We start from the raw sequence: 20,595 nt of genomic DNA, 5'->3' as shown, positions 1-20,595 counted from the left end.
TTCCGAGAGCGTGGCGTCGAAGATCGTGGCGTAGGTCGAGGCCCGGCGGACGACGTCCGCCGCAGCCCCGGAGAAGCGAAGGCCCCCCAGCGGGGCCTTCGGCGTTCGGGGGGGTGGCAATCAGGCCGGGATATCCGGCAAATCGCGCTTCGTATCGAGCCGTCTCCACGGTTCGACCCGACCTTCATCCCCATTGTGCTGGGCAGAAACGAAAAACGGCGGCCCGAGGGCCGCCGTTCACTTCGGTACTTCCGTGGGGATCAGTTGTTCGCGATGATCGCTTCGATCCGCTGCTTCTGGTTGTCTTCTTCGTCCGACTCGACGATCGTCTTGATGGCTGCGATCTGACCCAGGGTCAGGTTGTCGAGCGTATCGGTCGGGATACCCATCTGCTCGAAATCGCTCATCAGCGCGGTCTGCAGCATGTCGAAGCCCTCGCCCATGGACGGGGAATGCGCATCGGCGAAGGCGGTACCGGCAGTCAGAGCGGCGACGGTGGCGATCGTGGCGAAAGTGCGGGTCATAATGGTGTGCTCCTTTCAGGGGCAGTGGTTGACGTCTTGCGTGCCTCGACCGATCCCAAAGGACCCCTCCGAGGCGCTGCAGTCACATAACAACATGAGCCTTCCGATGGTTCCCCCGCAAGCTAACGTTTTCGTGACCTGTCGAACCCGTCGTTAACTTCGTCGCCGAGTTTGGCTCATGCCCTGATCAGGACCGTGATCGGATGGCGCTTCGGGTGGGGCGGATCGTCAGACGCCGAACGGCCCGACGATCGACAACGACCGCGGGACCGCGACCTAGCCGTACTTGCCAAGGGGCAGTCGTCCCCCCGCGTCTGCGCGAGCCGTGTACCGAGATTGGCCCGGGGCCACCGATTGGACCCTTGCACTACTCCGATCCACGACATATTCCCGGCCCACCTGCAGGGGTATAGCTCAGTTGGTAGAGCAGCGGATTCCAAATCCGCAGGTCGCGGGTTCGAACCCTGCTGCCCCTGCCAGGTTCTCCAGATCATGTCGGGCAACCGCTTGTTAAGGCCTTGGGGCTATCCAGACGCGACTCTGGAGAAAGGGCTCGATGGCATGGCAGCGGCGGAACTCGCCACGGAAGGAGATGGCGAAGTTCCGACGTCCGCGGGTTCGCGTCACGTCGCGATGGCCTGGCACGGATCACTGGTGTTCCGGTTGTCGCTCACGACCTTCGTGTGCCTGTCGCTCGCGATGACGGCCTTCTCCCTGATGAGCTTCGATCTGTTCGAACGGGCTCTCCGTCAGACGCATCAGGCGACCATCGGCCATGAAGCCCGGCGGCTGGCCGATCGGACCGGCGGGAACGTCCGGCTGGGCTATACCGCCGGGGCCCAGGCGGCCGCGCGCGGCATGCTCGCGGCGGAGGGGTCGCGGATGGCCGAGGTGAATGTCACCGATGAACGGGGGCGGACATTGCTGCACGAGGCTGCCGAAACGGGCGAAATTTCTTCATCCGATATGTCGATCGTACGCATGCCCCTGCCGCTTTCGGCAGGCGAGGGTGGTCCCTCGCAAGGCACCCTCACCGTCAGTTTCGACGCGCGCAGCGTCCGTGCGGACCTGGACCGAGCGGCGACCCGGCTTGCGCTGGTTTCGGTGGTTCTCGTGATGGCGCTGGGCGGAATTGCCGTGGCGCTGCTTCATCTCCAGGTCGGCCGCCCCCTAGGGCGCCTGGTCGATGCGATGTCGCGTGTCGCGGAGGACGAAACCGATCTGGCCCTACCGCCCGGCGGCAGCGCGGAGGTGCGGCGCATGGCTGCGGCCTTGGTCGTGTTCCGCGACAACGTCCTGCGGCGGCTGACATATGCGGAGCGCAGCGCCCGGGCCGAGGCGCGGACCGCCGCGCTCGATGCGGAGCGGCGCGACACACGCGAGGCGGCCCGGATCGAGGAGGAGGCGCGCGCCAAGGCGGCGCGCGACGCAGCCGAGACGCAACTGGCCGAACAACGCAGTTTGCAGGCGGATCTACAGGACCTTCTGACCGCCGCCGCCGATGGTGACCTTTCCGTCCGGATGGGGACCGATGCCTGCCCCGGCTCGCAGCTCGCCCTGCGCATCATGATCAATACCCTGCTGGAGCGGATGGCCTGCGGCGTCGAGGATGTTATCGCCGTGCTGGCCCGGCTTGAGGAGGGGCAGCTCTGGGCCCGGATGGAGGGGCCCCAGGGTGGCGTCTTCGCACGCTTGCAGACCTCGGTGAACGCGACCGCCAGCCAGCTCGGGGCCGCGCTCGGGACGCTTGCCCATCATGCGGCCGGCGTCCTTGACGATTGCAGTGACCTTGCGGCCTCGGCCGGCGACCTGTCCGGGCGCACCGAGCGGACGGCGGGGTCCCTGGCCGAGACGGCCAATGCCATGGAACAGATCGTCGGCTTCATCGCCGAGACCGCCGTCATGTCGGATGAGGCCCGGAACTGCGCCGAGGCCGCGCAGCACGAAGCACGGGAGGCAGACGGGATCGTGGGCGAGGCGGTCGGCTCGATGCAGGCCATCCAGTCGACCGCGGTCGAGATTTCCCGCACGATCGGGGTTATCGACGACATCGCGTTCCAGACCAATCTTCTGGCCCTGAACGCGGGCGTGGAGGCTGCGCGGGCCGGCGAGGCCGGGCGCGGTTTCGCGGTCGTCGCCTCGGAGGTTCGCGCCTTGGCTTGGCGAGCGTCGCAAGCGGCCCAGGAGATCGGTTCGTTGATCGAGAGCAGTTCCGCGCAGATCGATCGCGGTGTTCGAAATGTCGGCCGGACGGGAAAGACCCTGACCTCGTTGGGCGGCAGCATCGACCGGATCAACGACCGGATCGCCGGCATCGCCGAGGCGGCGCGGTCGCAGTCGATCGCGGCCGGCGAGATCAACCGCGCCATCGGCGAGATCGATGGTGCGACCCAGCAGAATACCGCCATGTTCGAGGAGATCACGACCGCCAATCTGTCGCTGGAATGCGCCGCCTCGCGCATGCTGCAGCTGATCGAACGGTTCGATCTGGCGCCCGACCCGGACGAAGGGGGCGAACGCGAGGCAGGCCGGTTGCCGCTGGCCGCACCCTGACCGAGAGGTCCTTTCCAGCGCGACGTCGGCTTGCATCGAGGTGCGGGACATCCTATCTGCGAGCCAGCCCGACAGGAGACGACACCCCATGGCGACGACGAACCCCGCGCAGTTCCTCCAGCAGACGCGAGCCGAAGTGGCCAAGATCACCTGGCCGAACCGGCGCGAGGTGATGATCACCACCCTGATGGTGTTCTTGTTGGCCATGCTCGCCGCGGCGTTCTTCTTTCTGGTCGATCTGGTGATCCGGACCGGTCTCACGACCCTGCTGTCGGCCTTCTGAATGGCGGGTCCGAGATAGGATCGCGACGGCCCTTGAAACCCGTGGGCCGGGGCGTTAGACGGCCCCGAACCTGAACACGGACGGCGTGCATTGATTCGAGATGCGCGCCGCTTCACGTTTCGGGCGGGACGCTCCCGACCGGAACCGACGAGACGAGAGGCTTGGACGAGACATGGCGAAGCGTTGGTATTCGGTCAGTGTGCTGTCCAATTTCGAGAAGCGCGTGGCGGAGCAGATCCGGCAGGCGGTGGCCGAGCAGGCGCTTGAGGAACAGATCGAAGAGGTGCTGGTCCCCACCGAAGAGGTGATCGAGGTTCGGCGCGGCAAGAAGGTGACGTCTGAGCGTCGTTTCATGCCCGGCTACGTGCTCGTCCGGATGGAGATGTCGGACGAGGGGTACCACCTGGTCAATTCGATCAACCGCGTGACCGGCTTCCTGGGGCCGCAGGGGCGGCCGATGCCGATGCGCGACGCCGAGGTGAACCAGATCCTGAACCGCGTCCAGGAGGGTGAAGAAGCGCCGCGTTCCCTCATCACCTTCGAGATCGGCGAGGACGTGAACGTGGTCGATGGCCCGTTCGAAGGGTTCTCGGGCCAGGTCGAGGAAGTGGACGACGAGGCGCAGAGCCTGAAGGTCTCGGTCTCGATCTTCGGCCGCGCGACGCCGGTCGAGTTGAAATTCACGCAGGTCTCCAAGGCCGCGTGATCTGCCGGACGCCCGCACATCGCGGGCGCTTCGGATCCGGACGTGGGAGGGCGCGCCGAGGCGACGTCCGAACCACGGCAAACCTGCGCCGAGGGGCGCGATTGTAGGGCGGGGGATACCTCGCCGCCGTAAGGAGAGAGCCAATGGCGAAGAAACTCGTCGGCACGATGAAGCTGCAGATCAAGGCCGGGCAGGCCAATCCCAGCCCGCCCGTCGGCCCCGCGCTCGGTCAGCGCGGGATCAACATCATGGAGTTCTGCAAGGCCTTCAATGCCAAGACGCAGGACATGGAGCCGGGCGCGCCGTGTCCGACCGTGATCCAGTACTATCAGGACAAGTCCTTCACGATGGATATCAAGACGCCGCCGGCGTCGTACTACCTCAAGAAGGCGGCCGGTCTTAAGCCGGTCGGCAAGCGCAACCGTCCGCGCGGTGCCGAGACGCCGGGCCGCGAGACGATCGCGACGGTGACGGTCGCGCAGGTGCGCGAGATTGCGGAGGCGAAGATGAAGGACCTGTCGGCCAACAATGTCGAGCAGGCAATGAAGATCATCCTGGGGTCCGCCAACTCCATGGGCATCGAGGTGAAGTGATGGCGAAGCTTGGTAAACGTGCAAAAGCCGCCCGCGAAGCCTTCGCCGGCAAGGAGAATCTGTCCGTCGAGGAAGCGGTCGAACTGATCAAGGCCAATGCCAAGACGAAGTTCGACCAGACGGTCGAGATCGCCATGAACCTGGGCGTCGATCCGCGCCATGCCGACCAGATGGTCCGCGGCGTGGTCAGCCTACCCAACGGCACCGGCAAGGACGTCCGAGTCGCCGTCTTCGCCCGAGGCGCCAAGGCGGACGAGGCCAAGGAAGCCGGGGCCGACATCGTCGGCGCCGAGGATCTGATGGAGACGGTTCAGTCGGGCAAGATCGAGTTCGATCGTTGCATCGCGACGCCGGACATGATGCCGATCGTGGGTCGTCTGGGCAAGGTCCTGGGCCCGCGTAACCTGATGCCGAACCCCAAGGTCGGGACCGTGACCATGGATGTCGCGCAGGCCGTGAAGGATGCCAAGGGCGGACAGGTCCAGTTCAAGGCCGAGAAGGCCGGCGTGGTTCATGCCGGTGTCGGCAAGGCCAGCTTCGATGCCGCCAAGCTGAAGGAGAACGTGCTCGCCTTCGTCGACGCGGTCTCCAAGGCCAAGCCGTCCGGTGCGAAGGGGTCGTACCTGAAGAAGATTTCGCTCAGCTCCACCATGGGGCCGGGCGTGTCGGTCAACGTCGAGAGCGCGACCGGCAATGAGACGACGGCCTGACCGTCGATGAAGTTTCCCGCCTACGGGCGGGGATCGGCGGGGTGGCAACACCCCGTCCTGTCCGAGACGGAGGGTAGGGGGCGACCCCGCTAAATCCTTCCCGAGATGGGACCCGAGACTGATTTCCGGACGTGTCCGGGCGATCTGGCGCGGGGCCCTTCACTGGACCCGCTGGAGGGGGCGACCCTTCCGAAAAGAGCCGGGGGGTTCGCCCCCCACACTTGGAGTGAAACTGTGGATAGAGCCCAGAAAGAGAAAGTGGTCGAGGAACTCGGCCAGATCTTCGAAAGCTCTGGCGTCGTGGTGGTCAGCCACTACGAGGGCATGACAGTTGCCGAAATGCAGGATCTCCGCTCGCGCATGCGCGAAGCGGGCGGATCCGTACGCGTTGCCAAGAACAAGCTCGCCAAGATCGCCCTTGAGGGGAAGGCTGCCAGCAGCATTTCCGAATTCCTCACGGGCATGACCGTACTCGGCTATTCCGAGGACCCCGTCGCCGCGGCGAAGGTCTTCGATGCGTACGCGAAGGACAACTCCAAACTGGAGATCCTGGGTGGCGCGATGGGCGATACGGCGCTGGACACCGCCGGTGTCGCAGCGGTCGCGAAGATGCCCAGCCGCGAGGAGCTTATCGCTTCGATCGTCGGCTGCATCGGCGCACCCGCTTCGAACATCGCGGGGGCCATTGGCGCGCCTGCTTCCAACATCGCCGGCATTCTCTCGACCATCGAAGAGAAGGCTGCCTGAGGCAATCGAAGTCATCCCTCGTCGTGGCCTTGAATGGCATGGCACCGGAACACATCTTAACGAACTGGAAATCAAATGGCTGATCTGAAAAAACTCGCCGAAGACATCGTGGGCCTGACCCTTCTGGAAGCCCAGGAACTGAAGAATATCCTCAAGGACGAATACGGCATCGAGCCCGCCGCCGGCGGCGCGGTGATGATGGCCGGTCCGGCCGATGGTGGCGCTGGCGCCGCCGCCGAGGAGCAGACCGAGTTCGACGTCATCCTGAAGTCGGCCGGCGCATCCAAGATCAACGTGATCAAGGAAGTGCGCGGCATCACCGGTCTGGGCCTGAAGGAAGCCAAGGACCTGGTCGAAGCCGGCGGCAAGCCCGTCAAGGAAGGCGTCGACAAGGCCGAGGCCGAGGAAATCAAGTCGAAGCTCGAAGCCGCTGGTGCGGAAGTCGAGCTGAAGTGATCCAGCCGCTTCGGCGGACGATCTGAAAACGGGGTGGAGCGGTGTGATGCTGCTCCACCCGCTCCTGTCTCGAAGAGGCGCGGATTTCGCGGTTCTTCCGGTCAGGAGGACGGGACGGGGGCGCATCCGTGGGACGGTGCGCCAGATGGTCCCCCCTCACGACCCATTCGCAGGCCGCGGCGTCCCGATGCCCGACGGGACGCCCGGCGCGAAACCGAGAAAAAGGCGAGCATCACATGGCTCAGACGCAGGCGTCCTCCAAACGTATCCGTCGGTATTATGGCAAGCTGGAGGAAGTCCTCCAGATGCCGAACCTCATCGAGGTTCAGAAGTCCTCCTACGATCTGTTCCTGAAGTCCGGCGATGCCGAGACACCGCAGGACGGCGAGGGCCTGATGGGGACGTTCCAGTCGGTCTTCCCGATCAAGGATTTCAACGAGACGGCGGTTCTCGAATTCGTAAAGTACGAGCTCGAGGAGCCGAAATACGACGTCGAGGAATGTCAGACCCGCGACATGACCTACAGCGCGCCGCTGAAGGTGACGCTGCGCCTGATCGTGTTCGATGTCGACGAGGATACCTCGGCCAAGTCGGTCAAGGATATCAAGGAGCAGGACGTTTTCATGGGCGACATGCCCCTGATGACCAAGAATGGTACGTTCATCGTGAACGGGACCGAGCGTGTGATTGTCTCCCAGATGCATCGCTCGCCCGGCGTCTTCTTCGACCACGACAAGGGCAAGACCCACAGCTCGGGCAAGCTGCTCTTCGCCTGCCGGATCATTCCCTATCGCGGCTCCTGGCTGGATTTCGAGTTCGACGCCAAGGACCTGGTGTTCTGCCGCATCGACCGTCGCCGCAAGTTGCCGGTGACGACCCTGCTCTATGCCCTCGGCATGGATCAGGAAGCGATCATGAACGCCTATTACGACACGGTCGACTACACGCATCGCAAGGGCGAAGGCTGGGCAACCCGGTTCTTCCCCGAACGCTACAGCGGTCAGCGCCCGGCGATGGACGTCGTGGACGCGTCCACGGGCGAAGTCGTGCTGGAGGCCGGCAAGAAGGTCACCCCGCGTCAGGTCAAGAAGCTGCGCGAGGACGGCAAGGTCGAGCAGATCCTGGTTCCGTTCGAGGCGATCGTCGGCAAGTTCGCCGCACGCGACATCATCGACGAGACGAACGGCGCGATCTTCGTCGAGGCCGGTGACGAGTTGACCTGGGAAATCGACAAGTCGGGCGAAGTGTCGGGCGGCACCCTGAAGGAGCTTCTGGACGCGGGTGTCACCGACATTCCGGTGCTCGACATCGACAACGTGAATGTCGGCCCCTACATCCGCAACACGATGGCGGCCGACAAGAACATGGGCCGCGACACGGCGCTCATGGACATCTACCGCGTCATGCGTCCGGGCGAGCCGCCTACCGTCGATGCCGCGCAGGCCCTGTTCGATCAGCTGTTCCGCGACAGCGAGCGTTATGATCTGTCCGCCGTGGGGCGGGTCAAGATGAACATGCGTCTGGACCTCGACGCCGAGGACACCGTCCGCACCCTGCGCGATGAAGACATCCTGGCCTGCATCAAGGCGCTGGTCGAGTTGCGCGACGGGCGCGGCGATATCGACGATATCGATCACCTCGGCAACCGCCGCGTGCGGTCGGTCGGCGAGTTGATGGAGAACCAGTACCGCGTCGGCCTGCTGCGGATGGAGCGCGCCATCAAGGAGCGCATGTCCTCGGTCGAGATCGACACGGTCATGCCGCAGGACCTGATCAACGCGAAGCCCGCGGCGGCCGCGGTGCGCGAGTTCTTCGGCTCCTCGCAGCTGTCGCAGTTCATGGACCAGACCAACCCCCTGTCCGAGGTAACGCACAAGCGCCGTCTCTCGGCGCTGGGACCGGGCGGCCTGACCCGCGAGCGTGCGGGCTTCGAGGTGCGCGACGTGCACCCGACGCATTACGGCCGCATGTGCCCGATCGAGACGCCGGAAGGCCCGAACATCGGTCTGATCAACAGCCTCGCAACCTATGCGCGCGTCAACAAGTACGGCTTCATCGAGACGCCCTATCGCAAGGTCGTCGACGGGCAGGTGTCGGACGAGGTCCAATACATGTCCGCGACCGAGGAGATGCGGCACACGGTTGCGCAGGCCAACGCGCAGTTGACCGACGACATGCGGTTCCAGAACGAGCTCGTGTCGACCCGTCAGTCGGGCGACTATATGCTGCAATCGCGCGAAAACGTCGATCTGATCGACGTGAGCCCCAAGCAGCTCGTTTCGGTCGCCGCGGCCTTGATCCCGTTCCTCGAGAACGATGACGCGAACCGCGCGCTGATGGGATCGAACATGCAGCGTCAGGCCGTGCCGCTCCTGCGCGCCGATGCCCCCTTCGTGGGCACCGGTATGGAGGAGGTCGTGGCCCGTGATTCCGGCGCCGCGATCATGGCGAAGCGGGGCGGCGTGATCGACCAGGTCGACGCCGAACGCATCGTCGTGCGCGCCACGGAGGATCTGGAGCTGGGTGACGCGGGCGTGGACATCTACCGCCTGCGCAAGTTCCAGCGGTCGAACCAGAACACGTGCATCAACCAGCGTCCGCTGGTGAAGGTCGGCGATACCGTCGCCAAGGCCGAGGTGCTGGCCGACGGTCCGTCAACCGACATGGGGGAGCTGGCGCTCGGCAAGAACGTCATTGTCGCCTTCATGCCGTGGAATGGCTACAACTACGAGGACTCGATCCTGATCTCCGAACGCGTCAGCCGTGATGACGTCTTCACCTCGATCCATATCGAGGAGTTCGAGGTCGCCGCGCGCGACACCAAGCTCGGACCGGAGGAGATCACCCGCGACATCCCGAACGTGGGCGAGGAAGCCCTGCGCAACCTCGACGAGGCCGGCATCGTCTATATCGGCGCCGACGTGGAGCCGGGCGACATCCTGGTGGGCAAGATCACCCCCAAGGGCGAAAGCCCGATGACGCCCGAGGAGAAGCTGCTGCGCGCCATCTTCGGCGAGAAGGCATCGGACGTGCGCGACACGTCGCTGCGGGTGAAGCCGGGCGATTACGGCACCGTGGTCGAGGTCCGCGTCTTCAACCGGCACGGCGTCGAGAAGGACGAGCGCGCCCTGCAGATCGAACGCGAGTTGGTCGAGCGTCTGGCGCGCGACCGCGACGACGAGCGCGAGATCCTGGACCGCAACATCTATGCCCGTCTGCGCGGCATGATCGAAGGCCAGAAGGCGGTGAAGGGGCCCAAGGGCTTCAAGCCGAACACGGTCGTCGATGAGGTGGCCTTGTCGCAGTTGAGCTTCGGCCAGTGGTGGCAGATCGCGCTTGAGGACGAGGAATCGGCCAAGCAGGTCGAGGCCCTGAACGAGCAGTACGAGATCCAGAAGCGTGCCCTGGAAGCGCGGTTCGAGGACAAGGTCGAGAAGGTCCGCCGCGGCGACGACCTGCCGCCGGGCGTGATGAAGATGGTCAAGGTTTTCATCGCCGTGAAGCGCAAGCTTCAGCCGGGCGACAAGATGGCCGGCCGTCACGGCAACAAGGGCGTCATCTCGAAGGTCGTGCCGATGGAGGACATGCCGTTCCTCGCCGACGGCACGCCGGTCGACTTCGTGCTGAATCCGCTGGGCGTGCCCTCGCGCATGAACGTGGGCCAGATCCTCGAGACGCATATGGGCTGGGCCGCACGCGGTCTGGGTCTCAAGATCGATGAGGCGTTGGACGACTATCGACGCTCCGGCGATCTGACGCCGGTGCGAGACGCGATGAAAATCGCCTACGGCGAGGAGGCCTACGAGGAGGCGATGGCCGGTATGGATGACGACATGCTCGTCGAATATGCCGGCAACGTCACCGCGGGCGTTCCGATCGCCACACCGGTCTTCGACGGCGCAAAGGAGCCGGACGTCAACGACGCGCTGACCCGTGCCGGGTTCGACACGTCCGGCCAGAGCGATCTGTTCGATGGCCGCACCGGCGAGAAGTTCTCGCGTCAGGTGACGGTGGGCGTGAAGTACCTGCTCAAGCTGCACCACCTGGTGGACGACAAGATCCACGCGCGGTCGACGGGACCCTATAGTCTCGTGACCCAGCAGCCGCTGGGCGGCAAGGCGCAGTTCGGCGGTCAGCGCTTCGGCGAGATGGAGGTCTGGGCGCTGGAAGCCTACGGCGCGGCCTACACCCTGCAGGAGATGCTGACGGTGAAATCCGACGACGTGGCGGGCCGGACCAAGGTCTACGAGTCGATCGTCAAGGGCGAGGACAACTTCGAGGCGGGCGTTCCCGAGAGCTTCAACGTGCTCGTAAAGGAAGTCCGCGGCCTCGGCCTGAACATGGAACTCCTGGATGCGGAGGATGAGAGCGAGTGATCCCGGCTTAGCCGATCACTCCGAGGGTGGGGGAAACCCCGCCCCGTCCGACGCACCCTTTATCCAAAGGTATCAAGATGAACCAGGAACTTACCAACAACCCGTTCAACCCGATCGCGCCGCAGAAGGTCTTCGACGAGATCAAGGTCTCGCTGGCCTCGCCCGAGCGGATCCTCTCGTGGTCCTATGGCGAGATCAAGAAGCCCGAGACGATCAATTACCGTACGTTCAAGCCCGAGCGTGACGGTCTGTTCTGTGCGCGCATCTTCGGTCCGATCAAGGATTACGAGTGCCTGTGCGGCAAGTACAAGCGCATGAAGTATCGCGGCGTCGTCTGCGAGAAGTGCGGCGTCGAGGTCACTCTGCAGAAGGTCCGTCGCGAGCGGATGGGCCATATCGAGCTGGCCTCGCCCGTTGCCCACATCTGGTTCCTCAAGTCGCTGCCCAGCCGCATCGGCCTGATGCTGGACATGACGCTGCGCGATCTCGAGCGGATCCTCTACTTTGAGAACTACGTGGTCATCGAGCCGGGCCTGACCGACCTCGCCTACGGACAGCTGATGTCCGAGGAGGAGTTCATGGACGCGCAGGACGCCTACGGTGCCGACGCGTTCCAGGCGAATATCGGTGCGGAAGCCATCCGCGAGATGCTGGCCGCGATCGACCTGGAGCAGGAAGCCGCGACCCTTCGCGAGGACCTCAAGGAAGCCACGGGCGAGTTGAAGCCCAAGAAGATCATCAAGCGTCTGAAGATTGTCGAGAGCTTCATCGAATCCGGCAACCGCCCGGAATGGATGATCCTGACCGTGATCCCGGTCATCCCGCCGGAACTGCGCCCGCTGGTCCCGCTGGACGGCGGCCGTTTCGCGACGTCGGATCTGAACGACCTCTATCGCCGGGTCATCAACCGCAACAACCGCCTCAAGCGGTTGATCGAGCTGCGCGCGCCCGACATCATCGTGCGCAACGAGAAGCGGATGCTGCAGGAGTCGGTCGACGCGCTCTTCGACAACGGCCGCCGCGGTCGCGTCATCACGGGCGCCAACAAGCGCCCGCTGAAATCGCTGTCCGACATGCTCAAGGGCAAGCAGGGCCGCTTCCGCCAGAACCTGCTGGGCAAGCGGGTCGACTTCTCGGGCCGCTCGGTCATCGTGACCGGGCCGGAGTTGAAGCTGCATCAATGCGGCTTGCCCAAGAAGATGGCGCTCGAGCTGTTCAAGCCGTTCATCTACTCGCGCCTGGAGGCGAAGGGGCTGTCGTCCACCGTCAAGCAGGCCAAGAAACTGGTCGAGAAGGAGCGTCCCGAGGTCTGGGATATCCTGGATGAGGTCATTCGTGAGCATCCCGTCCTGCTGAACCGCGCGCCCACGCTGCACCGCCTGGGCATCCAGGCCTTCGAGCCCGTGCTGATCGAGGGCAAGGCGATCCAGCTTCACCCGCTGGTCTGCTCGGCCTTCAACGCCGACTTCGACGGCGACCAGATGGCCGTCCACGTGCCCCTGTCGCTGGAAGCGCAGCTCGAAGCCCGCGTTCTGATGATGTCGACCAACAACGTGCTGTCGCCCGCCAACGGCGCGCCGATCATCGTGCCGTCGCAGGACATGATCCTCGGCCTCTACTACGTGTCGATGGAACGTGCCGGCATGAAGGGCGAGGGGATGGTCTTCTCCTCGGTCGACGAGGTCACGCACGCGCTCGACGCCGGCGAGGTGCACCTGCACGCCAAGATCAAGGCCCGGATCACCCAGATCGACGAGATGGGCGAGGAGGTCGGCGTGGTCGTCGATACCACGCCGGGACGTGTCCGGCTGGGCGCGATGCTGCCGCTGAACGCGAAGGCACCATTCAGCCTGGTCAACCGCCTTCTGCGCAAGAAGGAGGTGCAGCAGGTCATCGACACCGTCTACCGCTATTGCGGACAGAAGGAGTCGGTCATCTTCTGCGACCAGATCATGACGCTGGGCTTCCGCGAGGCCTTCAAGGCGGGCATCTCGTTCGGCAAGGACGACATGGTCATCCCGGACTCGAAGTGGCCCATCGTCGATGCCACCCGCGAGCAGGTGAAGGATTTCGAGCAGCAGTACATGGACGGCCTGATCACCCAGGGCGAGAAGTACAACAAGGTCGTGGATGCCTGGTCGAAGTGCAACGACAAGGTGACCGAGGCGATGATGTCCAACATCTCGATCGCGGGGACCGATGAGGACGGCGCCGAGAACGAGCCGAACTCTGTCTACATGATGGCTCATTCGGGCGCGCGCGGCTCGGTCACGCAGATGAAGCAGCTCGGCGGGATGCGCGGCCTGATGGCAAAGCCGAACGGCGACATCATCGAGACGCCCATCATCTCGAACTTCAAGGAAGGCCTGACCGTCCTTGAATACTTTAATTCGACCCACGGTGCCCGGAAGGGCCTGTCGGACACGGCGCTGAAGACGGCCAACTCGGGCTATCTGACCCGCCGTCTGGTCGACGTCGCGCAGGATTGCATCGTCCGCCTGGACGATTGCGGGACCGAGAAGGCCATCACCGCGCAGGCGGCGGTCAATGACGGCGAAGTCGTCGCCACCCTGGCCGAGCGCGTGCTGGGTCGGGTCGCGGCGGACGACGTCCACGTGCCCGGCACCGACGAGGTGATCGTCAAGGCGGGCGAGCTGATCGACGAACGGCGCGCCGATGCCATCGAGACGGCGAACGTCGCGTCGATGCGCATCCGCTCGCCGCTGACCTGTGAGGCCGAAGAGGGCGTCTGCGCGACATGTTACGGTCGCGACCTGGCGCGGGGTACGAAGGTAAACCTGGGCGAGGCGGTCGGCATCATCGCCGCCCAGTCCATCGGTGAACCCGGCACCCAGCTGACGATGCGGACCTTCCACATCGGCGGCGTGGCCCAGGGTGGACAGCAGTCCTTCATGGAAGCCTCGGCCGAGGGGACCGTGGACCTGCGCAACGCCAACGTCCTGACCAACGAGGCGGGCCAGACCATCGTGATGGGCCGCAACATGACCCTCGTCATCATCGACGAGAACGGCGAGGAGCGGGCCAGCCACAAACTCGGCTACGGCACGACGCTTTGGGTCAAGGACGGCGCCAAGGTCTCGCGCGGCGACAAGCTGTTCGAGTGGGATCCGTTCACCCTGCCGATCATCGCGGAGGCGGACGGCAAGGCGAAGTTCGTCGATCTCTACGCGGGCATCTCGGTGCGCGACGAGACCGACGACGCCACCGGCATGACCCAGAAGATCGTGTCGGACTGGCGTTCGGCGCCCAAGGGCAGCGACCTCAAGCCCGAGGTCCTGATCGTCGGCGAAGATGGCGAGCCGGTCCGCAACGAGGCGGGCAACCCGGTGACCTATCCGATGTCGGTGGATGCGATCCTGTCGATCGAGGACGGCCAGCAGATCAAGCAGGGCGACGTCGTGGCGCGCATCCCGCGCGAGGGGGCCAAGACCAAGGACATCACCGGCGGTCTGCCGCGGGTGGCGGAACTGTTCGAGGCACGCCGTCCCAAGGATCACGCCATCATCGCGGAGCGCGACGGATACGTGAAGTTCGGCAAGGATTACAAGAACAAGCGCCGGATCACCGTGGTCGCCGCCGACGACAGCGAGGAGGCCATCGACTACATGGTCCCCAAGGGCAAGCACATCCCCGTCGCCGAGGGCGATTTCGTCCAGAAGGGCGACTACATCATGGATGGCAATCCCGCGCCGCATGACATTCTGCGGATCATGGGGATCGAGGCGCTGGCCGACTATCTGATCGACGAGGTGCAGGACGTCTATCGACTGCAGGGCGTGAAGATCAACGACAAGCATATCGAGGTCATCGTCCGGCAGATGCTGCAGAAGTTCGAGGTTCTCGAGTCCGGCGACACGACGCTTCTGAAGGGCGAGCATATCGACAAGGCGGAACTGGTCGAGGCCAACGAGAAGGTCGAAAAACGGGGCGACCGCCCGGCCGTGGCCGAGCCGATCCTGCTGGGCATCACCAAGGCGTCGCTGCAGACCCGCAGCTTCATCTCGGCGGCGTCCTTCCAGGAGACGACGCGCGTGCTGACCGAGGCATCGGTCCAGGGCAAGCGCGACAAGCTCGTGGGTCTGAAGGAGAACGTCATCGTCGGACGCCTGATCCCGGCGGGCACCGGTGGCGCGACGCAGAAGATGCGCGCCATCGCGACCGAGCGCGACAACGTCGTGATCGAGGCCGCCCGGATCGAGGCCGAGAAGGCCGCGGCCCTGGCCGCACCCGAGCCGCAATCCTCGGCCGAGGAGGCGTTCAAGACGCCCGAGGCCCAGACCGAGGAGTGATCTTCGCGATCCGGTAAAAGCAATGGACCCCCGGCGGTACGAACCGCCGGGGGTTTTTCGTGGCCCCGCCCGCCGCGGCCACTTGCCGCCGGTTGCTCGACCGTGCCAGCAACGCGCATGTCGTTCCGGAACCGCATCGTCGGCGTGCTGCGCTTTTCCTACCCGGCGACGGACGGCTTCGGCGCCTCGACGCTCGACGAGGCCGCGCTGACGGCACTTCTATACGATCCCGATCGGCTGGCCCGGCGCTTCGCCTATCTGGAGACGCTGACCCTTCCTTCGCTGGCCGCCCAGACGGATGGCGACTTTACCTGCGTGATCCTGGCCGGAACGTCGCTCCCCGCGCCGGCGCAGGCGCGGCTGCAGGCATTGGTGGCGCGTCATTCGTTCCTGCGCCTTCTGTTTCTGGATCGGACCGGAGCGCTGCGGGCGGCGAAACAGGCGTACCGGTACGCGGTCGAGGACGACGCGACGACGCATGTCATCGGGTTCCGTATCGACGACGACGATGCCGTGGCGCGCGACTATGTGGCGCTGACCCGCGACCGTGCCGCAGGCCTCTGGCAGGCGGGCCTCCTGTCGGGGCCGACCGCGATCGCCTTCAGCCGCGGCATCTATTGGGACATGACGGCGCACGACCAGCCGTTCCATGCCTATCGCGAACTGCAACCTCTCGGCCTGGCCTGCGCGATGACCACCACGGCCGACATGCCGACCTGCATCTATCGCTACAACCACCGCCGGCTGGCCTGTTTCGTTCCGACCTACATGGAACCCGGCGACGACGCGATGTTCCTGCGCACGCTGCACGACCACAACGACAGCGGCCGGGCCATTCCGCCGCGGGCCGAGCCGCTGCCGACGGCGCGCATGCGCCGTGTGCTGGCGGATCGGTTCGGCATCGACGCGGATGCGGCAATGGCCCTGATGTCTCCCCAAACGGCAGGCTGACCGGGCCATGAACGACAATCTTCGCGGCGCGGCGTTCATGATGGGGTCGATGGCGACGTTCACCCTCAACGATGCGGCGATCAAGTTCCTGGCCCAGGACCTGCCAACCTTTCAGGTCGTCTTCCTTCGCGGCATCGCGGCCACGCTGCTTATCGCGTTTCTGGCCTACGCGACCGGCGCCCTGGCCCGGCCGATCCCGCGTCGCGACTGGCCCTTCGTGATCGGCCGTTCGGTGGCCGAGGTCGTGTCGTTCTTCCCCTTCGTCCTCGCGCTGACGCATATGCCGCTGGCCAACGTCACGGCGATCCTGCAGGCGCTGCCCCTGACGATCACGGCCGCCGGCGCACTGTTTTTGGGCGAGGCCGTGGGCCGGCGCAGGTGGACGGCGATCGGGGTCGGGTTCCTGGGCGTTCTGCTGATCGTGCGACCCGGCGGGGCGGATTTCGACGGTTGGTCGCTCGTGGCGTTGTCGGCGATGCTGACGATCACCGCGCGCGACCTGATCACGCGGCGCCTGTCGCGCGACGTACCCAGCCTGAAGGTCGCGATCTTCACCGCGGCGGGCGTCATGCTGCTGGGTCTCGTCCTGTCGCTGCGCCAATCTTGGCAACCGGTCGCGCCTGCGCAGGGCGGCCTGATCCTCGCGGCCTCCGCCTTCATCTTCGGGGGTTATCTGTTCTCGATCATGGCCATGCGTGTCGGCGACGTCGCCGCCGTCACTCCGTTTCGCTATACTGCGCTGGTCTGGGGCCTGCTGCTGGGCTGGGCGGTCTTCGACGAATGGCCCGACAACCTGACCTTGGCAGGTGCGGCCCTGATCGCGGGCCCCGGCCTCTATACGCTCTGGCGCGAAGGGCGGGCCGCGCCGACGCCGCGGCCGGTCGCGCCGCGCTAGGGTCCGCGATGCGCCACGGGGGCGGGCGCGTTGACACCCCCCGGTGATTCCCCTATGTGGGCCGCAATTCGGTCCGGGTGCAGCGCGCCCGATCCGGCAAGCCAGAACCGTCGCACAAGATCCGGGATAGTGCTTCCCGCATCCTCTGTCACCAAACCGCATCGTCCAGGTCGGAATTCCGGGCGGATGCGGTCATCGGCTTTTGGGGCGTCGGGCGCCGGACAAGTGTTTGAACAACGAATGGGGACACCCACCAATGCCCACCATCCAGCAGCTGATCCGCAAGCCGCGGCAGCCCAAGGCCCGAAGCTCCAAATCGCAGCACCTCGAGGGTTGCCCGCAGAAGCGCGGCGTCTGCACGCGGGTCTACACGACGACGCCGAAGAAGCCGAACTCGGCCATGCGGAAGGTTGCCAAGGTGCGCCTGACCAACGGTTACGAAGTCATCAGCTACATCCCGGGCGAGAGCCACAACCTCCAGGAACACAGCGTCGTGCTGATCCGCGGGGGCCGGGTGAAGGACCTTCCGGGTGTCCGCTACCACATCCTGCGCGGTGTGCTCGATACGCAAGGCGTCAAGGATCGTCGCCAGCGTCGTTCGAAGTATGGCGCCAAGCGTCCGAAGTAAGAGGATCAACAGATGTCCCGTCGTCACGCCGCCGAGAAGCGCGAAGTCCTGCCCGACGCCAAATATGGCGATAAGGTCCTGACAAAATTCATGAACAACCTGATGATCGACGGCAAGAAGTCGGTCGCGGAGAAGATCGTCTACAACGCGCTCGATCGCGTCGAGTCGAAGCTCAAGCGTTCGCCGATCGAGGTGTTCGTCGAGTCGCTCGACAACATCAAGCCGTCGGTTGAGGTCCGCTCCCGCCGGGTCGGCGGCGCCACCTACCAGGTGCCCGTCGAGGTTCGCCCCGAGCGTCGCGAGGCGCTCGCGATCCGCTGGCTGATCAAGGCCGCGCGCGCGCGCAACGAGAACACCATGGAGGAGCGGCTGGCCGGCGAGTTGATCGACGCGGTCCAGTCCCGCGGCTCCGCCGTCAAGAAGCGCGAAGACACGCACAAGATGGCCGACGCCAACAAGGCGTTCAGCCACTACCGCTGGTGATTTCCGCGCCTATCTAGGCCGCAGCATCACGGGGGCCCGACCGGGGCCCCCGAACCCGTTTTCTCCGCCTATCTGAGGTACGCCCCATGGCTCGCGATTATCCCCTGAAACGCTACCGCAACTTCGGCATCATGGCCCATATCGACGCGGGCAAGACGACCTGCTCGGAGCGGATCCTGTTCTACACCGGCAAGTCCCACAACATCGGCGAGGTTCACGACGGCGCCGCCACGATGGACTGGATGGAGCAGGAGCAGGAGCGCGGTATCACGATCACGTCGGCCGCGACGACCACCTTCTGGCAGCGCCAGGAAGAGCCGACCAATGATGGCACGTCCGACACCAAATACCGGATGAACATCATCGACACGCCCGGCCACGTCGACTTCACCATCGAGGTGGAGCGTTCGCTCGCCGTGCTCGACGGGGCGGTTGCCGTGCTGGACGCCAATGCCGGCGTGGAGCCGCAGACCGAGACCGTCTGGCGCCAGGCCGATCGCTACAAGGTTCCGCGCATCGTGTTCGTCAACAAGATGGACAAGATCGGTGCCGATTTCTTCAACTGCGTTCGCATGATCCAGGATCGCACGGGTGCCACGCCCGCACCGATCCAGATCCCCATCGGGGCCGAGAACGAACTCGAGGGCATGATCGATCTCGTCACGATGGAGGAGTGGGTCTGGCAGGGCGAGGATCTGGGCGCGTCTTGGATCAAGCAGCCGATCCGCGACAGCTTGAAGGCGAGCGCCGACGAATGGCGCGCCAAGCTCATCGAGACCGCGGTCGAGATGGACGACGAGGCGATGGAGAATTACCTGATGGACGGCGCCGAGCCGGATGTCGACCAGCTTCGCGACCTCATCCGCAAGGGTACGCTGGCCATCAAGTTCATCCCGGTCCTGTGTGGCTCCGCGTTCAAGAACAAGGGCGTGCAGCCGCTCCTGAACGCCGTGATCGACTACCTGCCCAGCCCGCTGGACGTGGTCGACTACATGGGCTTCAAGCCGGGCGACGAGACGGAGACGCGCAACATCGCCCGCCGCGCGGACGACGACATGCCGTTCGCCGGCCTGGCGTTCAAGATCATGAACGACCCGTTCGTCGGCAGCCTGACCTTCACCCGCATCTATTCGGGCGTCCTCAAGAAGGGCGACACGATGCTGAATGCCACGAAGGGCAAGAAGGAGCGTGTCGGCCGGATGATGATGATGCACTCGATCAACCGCGAGGAGATCGAGGAGGCGTTCGCGGGCGACATCATCGCGCTGGCCGGTCTGAAGGACACGACCACCGGCGACACGATCTGCGATCCGCAGGATCCGGTCGTTCTGGAGACGATGACCTTCCCCGATCCGGTCATCGAGATCGCGGTCGAGCCGAAGACCAAAGCCGACCAGGAGAAGATGTCCCAGGGCCTGCAGCGCCTGGCCGCCGAGGATCCGTCCTTCCGCGTCGAAACCGACCTGGAATCGGGGCAGACGATCATGAAGGGCATGGGCGAACTGCACCTTGACATCCTGGTCGACCGCCTCAAGCGGGAGTTCAAGGTGGAGGCCAATATCGGTGCGCCGCAGGTCGCCTATCGTGAGACGATCGGTCACGAGGTCGAGCACACCTACACCCATAAGAAGCAGTCGGGTGGCTCGGGTCAGTTCGCCGAGGTCAAGCTCCTCATCACGCCGACCGAGCCGGGCGAAGGCTATTCGTTCGAGTCGAAGATCGTCGGTGGCTCGGTGCCCAAGGAGTACATCCCTGGCGTTGAGAAGGGCATCAACTCGGTCATGGACAGCGGCCCGCTCGCCGGATTCCCGGTGATCGACTTCAAGGTGCAGCTGCTGGACGGCAAGTTCCACGACGTCGACTCCTCGGTCCTCGCCTTCGAGATCGCGTCGCGGATGTGTATGCGTGAAGGCATGCGCAAGGCCGGCGCCAAGCTGCTCGAGCCGGTGATGAAGGTCGAGGTGATCACGCCGGAGGAATACACCGGCGGCATCATCGGCGACCTCACGTCGCGTCGCGGTCAGGTCAACGGTCAGGATACGCGCGGCAACGCCATCGCGATCGACGCCTTTGTGCCGCTGGCCAACATGTTCGGCTACATCAACACGCTGCGCTCCATGTCCTCGGGCCGCGCGCAGTTCACCATGCAGTTCGATCATTACGACCCGGTGCCGCAGAACATCTCGGAAGAGATCCAGAAGAAATACGCGTAGGGGCCGGGCGGCCCTTACCCCGCAACCAGATTAGAAGGAGGTCCTTCCATGGCGAAGGCAAAGTTCGAACGCACGAAACCGCATGTGAACATCGGGACGATTGGTCATGTCGATCACGGCAAGACGACGCTGACGGCGGCGATCACGAAGTATTTCGGTGATTTCCG

General features: G+C 64.9%; 16 protein-coding genes and 1 tRNA gene. 16 read left to right on the top strand and 1 reads right to left on the bottom strand.

Annotation, left to right across the window (positions count from 1 at the left end; all coding sequences use genetic code 11):
- Window positions 1-260: 260 nt before the first annotated feature.
- The gene (locus tag MWU52_RS17895) at window positions 261-524 is read right to left on the bottom strand and encodes a hypothetical protein (RefSeq protein ID WP_246954714.1); all 264 of its coding nucleotides are present in this window, start codon (window positions 522-524) and stop codon (window positions 261-263) included.
- Window positions 525-927: 403 nt separating this feature from the next.
- Here MWU52_RS17895 and MWU52_RS17890 point away from each other — a divergent pair.
- The 16 genes from MWU52_RS17890 to MWU52_RS17815 all read left to right on the top strand — a co-directional run.
- Window positions 928-1,003: transfer RNA gene (locus MWU52_RS17890), tRNA-Trp, on the top strand.
- Between the two features lie 82 nt (window positions 1,004-1,085).
- A complete protein-coding gene (locus tag MWU52_RS17885) occupies window positions 1,086-3,077 on the top strand; it encodes a methyl-accepting chemotaxis protein (protein ID WP_246954712.1) in 1,992 nt (663 codons plus the stop codon).
- 88 nt (window positions 3,078-3,165) lie between these two features.
- Window positions 3,166-3,360 (top strand): preprotein translocase subunit SecE, encoded by a 195-nt coding sequence (gene secE / locus MWU52_RS17880; RefSeq protein ID WP_246954711.1) that lies wholly within the window; start codon window positions 3,166-3,168, stop codon window positions 3,358-3,360.
- A gap of 172 nt (window positions 3,361-3,532) precedes the next feature.
- Window positions 3,533-4,066, top strand: coding sequence for a transcription termination/antitermination protein NusG (gene nusG, locus MWU52_RS17875; protein ID WP_246954709.1), 534 nt, complete (start codon window positions 3,533-3,535; stop codon window positions 4,064-4,066).
- A 143-nt stretch (window positions 4,067-4,209) separates the two neighbouring features.
- Window positions 4,210-4,659, top strand: coding sequence for a 50S ribosomal protein L11 (gene rplK / locus MWU52_RS17870; RefSeq protein WP_246954707.1), 450 nt, complete (start codon window positions 4,210-4,212; stop codon window positions 4,657-4,659).
- Complete coding sequence (gene rplA / locus MWU52_RS17865) at window positions 4,659-5,369, top strand: 50S ribosomal protein L1 (RefSeq protein WP_246954704.1); 711 nt, start codon at window positions 4,659-4,661, stop codon at window positions 5,367-5,369. The genes rplK and rplA overlap by 1 nt, the downstream gene beginning before the upstream one ends.
- 234 nt (window positions 5,370-5,603) lie before the next feature.
- Complete coding sequence (rplJ, locus tag MWU52_RS17860; protein ID WP_246954702.1) at window positions 5,604-6,116, top strand: 50S ribosomal protein L10; 513 nt, start codon at window positions 5,604-5,606, stop codon at window positions 6,114-6,116.
- Between the two features lie 75 nt (window positions 6,117-6,191).
- Window positions 6,192-6,572: a 50S ribosomal protein L7/L12 gene (gene rplL, locus MWU52_RS17855; protein WP_246954699.1), complete on the top strand. Its 381-nt coding sequence runs from the start codon at window positions 6,192-6,194 to the stop codon at window positions 6,570-6,572.
- A gap of 236 nt (window positions 6,573-6,808) precedes the next feature.
- On the top strand, window positions 6,809-10,948 hold the full coding sequence (rpoB, locus tag MWU52_RS17850; protein ID WP_246954696.1) for a DNA-directed RNA polymerase subunit beta: 4,140 nt from the start codon (window positions 6,809-6,811) through the stop codon (window positions 10,946-10,948).
- 77 nt (window positions 10,949-11,025) lie between these two features.
- A complete protein-coding gene (gene rpoC, locus MWU52_RS17845; protein WP_246954693.1) occupies window positions 11,026-15,258 on the top strand; it encodes a DNA-directed RNA polymerase subunit beta' in 4,233 nt (1,410 codons plus the stop codon).
- 117 nt (window positions 15,259-15,375) lie between these two features.
- Complete coding sequence (locus MWU52_RS17840) at window positions 15,376-16,209, top strand: glycosyltransferase (RefSeq protein ID WP_246954691.1); 834 nt, start codon at window positions 15,376-15,378, stop codon at window positions 16,207-16,209.
- 7 nt (window positions 16,210-16,216) lie between these two features.
- Complete coding sequence (locus MWU52_RS17835) at window positions 16,217-17,104, top strand: DMT family transporter (RefSeq protein ID WP_246954688.1); 888 nt, start codon at window positions 16,217-16,219, stop codon at window positions 17,102-17,104.
- A 256-nt stretch (window positions 17,105-17,360) separates the two neighbouring features.
- Complete coding sequence (gene rpsL / locus MWU52_RS17830) at window positions 17,361-17,732, top strand: 30S ribosomal protein S12 (RefSeq protein ID WP_246954685.1); 372 nt, start codon at window positions 17,361-17,363, stop codon at window positions 17,730-17,732.
- A gap of 12 nt (window positions 17,733-17,744) precedes the next feature.
- The gene (gene rpsG / locus MWU52_RS17825; RefSeq protein ID WP_246954682.1) at window positions 17,745-18,215 is read left to right on the top strand and encodes a 30S ribosomal protein S7; all 471 of its coding nucleotides are present in this window, start codon (window positions 17,745-17,747) and stop codon (window positions 18,213-18,215) included.
- Between the two features lie 86 nt (window positions 18,216-18,301).
- The gene (gene fusA / locus MWU52_RS17820) at window positions 18,302-20,428 is read left to right on the top strand and encodes an elongation factor G (RefSeq protein ID WP_246954680.1); all 2,127 of its coding nucleotides are present in this window, start codon (window positions 18,302-18,304) and stop codon (window positions 20,426-20,428) included.
- 48 nt (window positions 20,429-20,476) lie between these two features.
- On the top strand, window positions 20,477-20,595 hold a 119-nt coding region (locus MWU52_RS17815), incomplete at its 3' end, for a GTP-binding protein (protein ID WP_246954716.1).

Source organism: Jannaschia sp. S6380, assembly GCF_023015695.1.
GTDB lineage: Bacteria > Pseudomonadota > Alphaproteobacteria > Rhodobacterales > Rhodobacteraceae > Jannaschia.
The sequence above is the reverse complement of the archived record's forward strand: the minus strand, read 5'-3'. Positions and strand labels throughout refer to the sequence as shown.

Bases quoted from the DNA above. Each gene is read 5' to 3' on its own strand.
- rplK (WP_246954707.1), top strand. From the start codon at position 4,210: ATGGCGAAGAAACTCGTCGGCACGATGAAGCTGCAGATCAAGGCCGGG.
- MWU52_RS17840 (WP_246954691.1), top strand. From the start codon at position 15,376: ATGTCGTTCCGGAACCGCATCGTCGGCGTGCTGCGCTTTTCCTACCCG.
- rpsG (WP_246954682.1), top strand. From the start codon at position 17,745: ATGTCCCGTCGTCACGCCGCCGAGAAGCGCGAAGTCCTGCCCGACGCC.
- rplA (WP_246954704.1), top strand. From the start codon at position 4,659: ATGGCGAAGCTTGGTAAACGTGCAAAAGCCGCCCGCGAAGCCTTCGCC.
- rpoC (WP_246954693.1), top strand. From the start codon at position 11,026: ATGAACCAGGAACTTACCAACAACCCGTTCAACCCGATCGCGCCGCAG.
- nusG (WP_246954709.1), top strand. From the start codon at position 3,533: ATGGCGAAGCGTTGGTATTCGGTCAGTGTGCTGTCCAATTTCGAGAAG.
- fusA (WP_246954680.1), top strand. From the start codon at position 18,302: ATGGCTCGCGATTATCCCCTGAAACGCTACCGCAACTTCGGCATCATG.
- MWU52_RS17835 (WP_246954688.1), top strand. From the start codon at position 16,217: ATGAACGACAATCTTCGCGGCGCGGCGTTCATGATGGGGTCGATGGCG.
- secE (WP_246954711.1), top strand. From the start codon at position 3,166: ATGGCGACGACGAACCCCGCGCAGTTCCTCCAGCAGACGCGAGCCGAA.
- rplL (WP_246954699.1), top strand. From the start codon at position 6,192: ATGGCTGATCTGAAAAAACTCGCCGAAGACATCGTGGGCCTGACCCTT.
- rpsL (WP_246954685.1), top strand. From the start codon at position 17,361: ATGCCCACCATCCAGCAGCTGATCCGCAAGCCGCGGCAGCCCAAGGCC.
- MWU52_RS17885 (WP_246954712.1), top strand. From the start codon at position 1,086: ATGGCAGCGGCGGAACTCGCCACGGAAGGAGATGGCGAAGTTCCGACG.
- rpoB (WP_246954696.1), top strand. From the start codon at position 6,809: ATGGCTCAGACGCAGGCGTCCTCCAAACGTATCCGTCGGTATTATGGC.
- MWU52_RS17895 (WP_246954714.1), bottom strand. From the start codon at position 524: ATGACCCGCACTTTCGCCACGATCGCCACCGTCGCCGCTCTGACTGCC.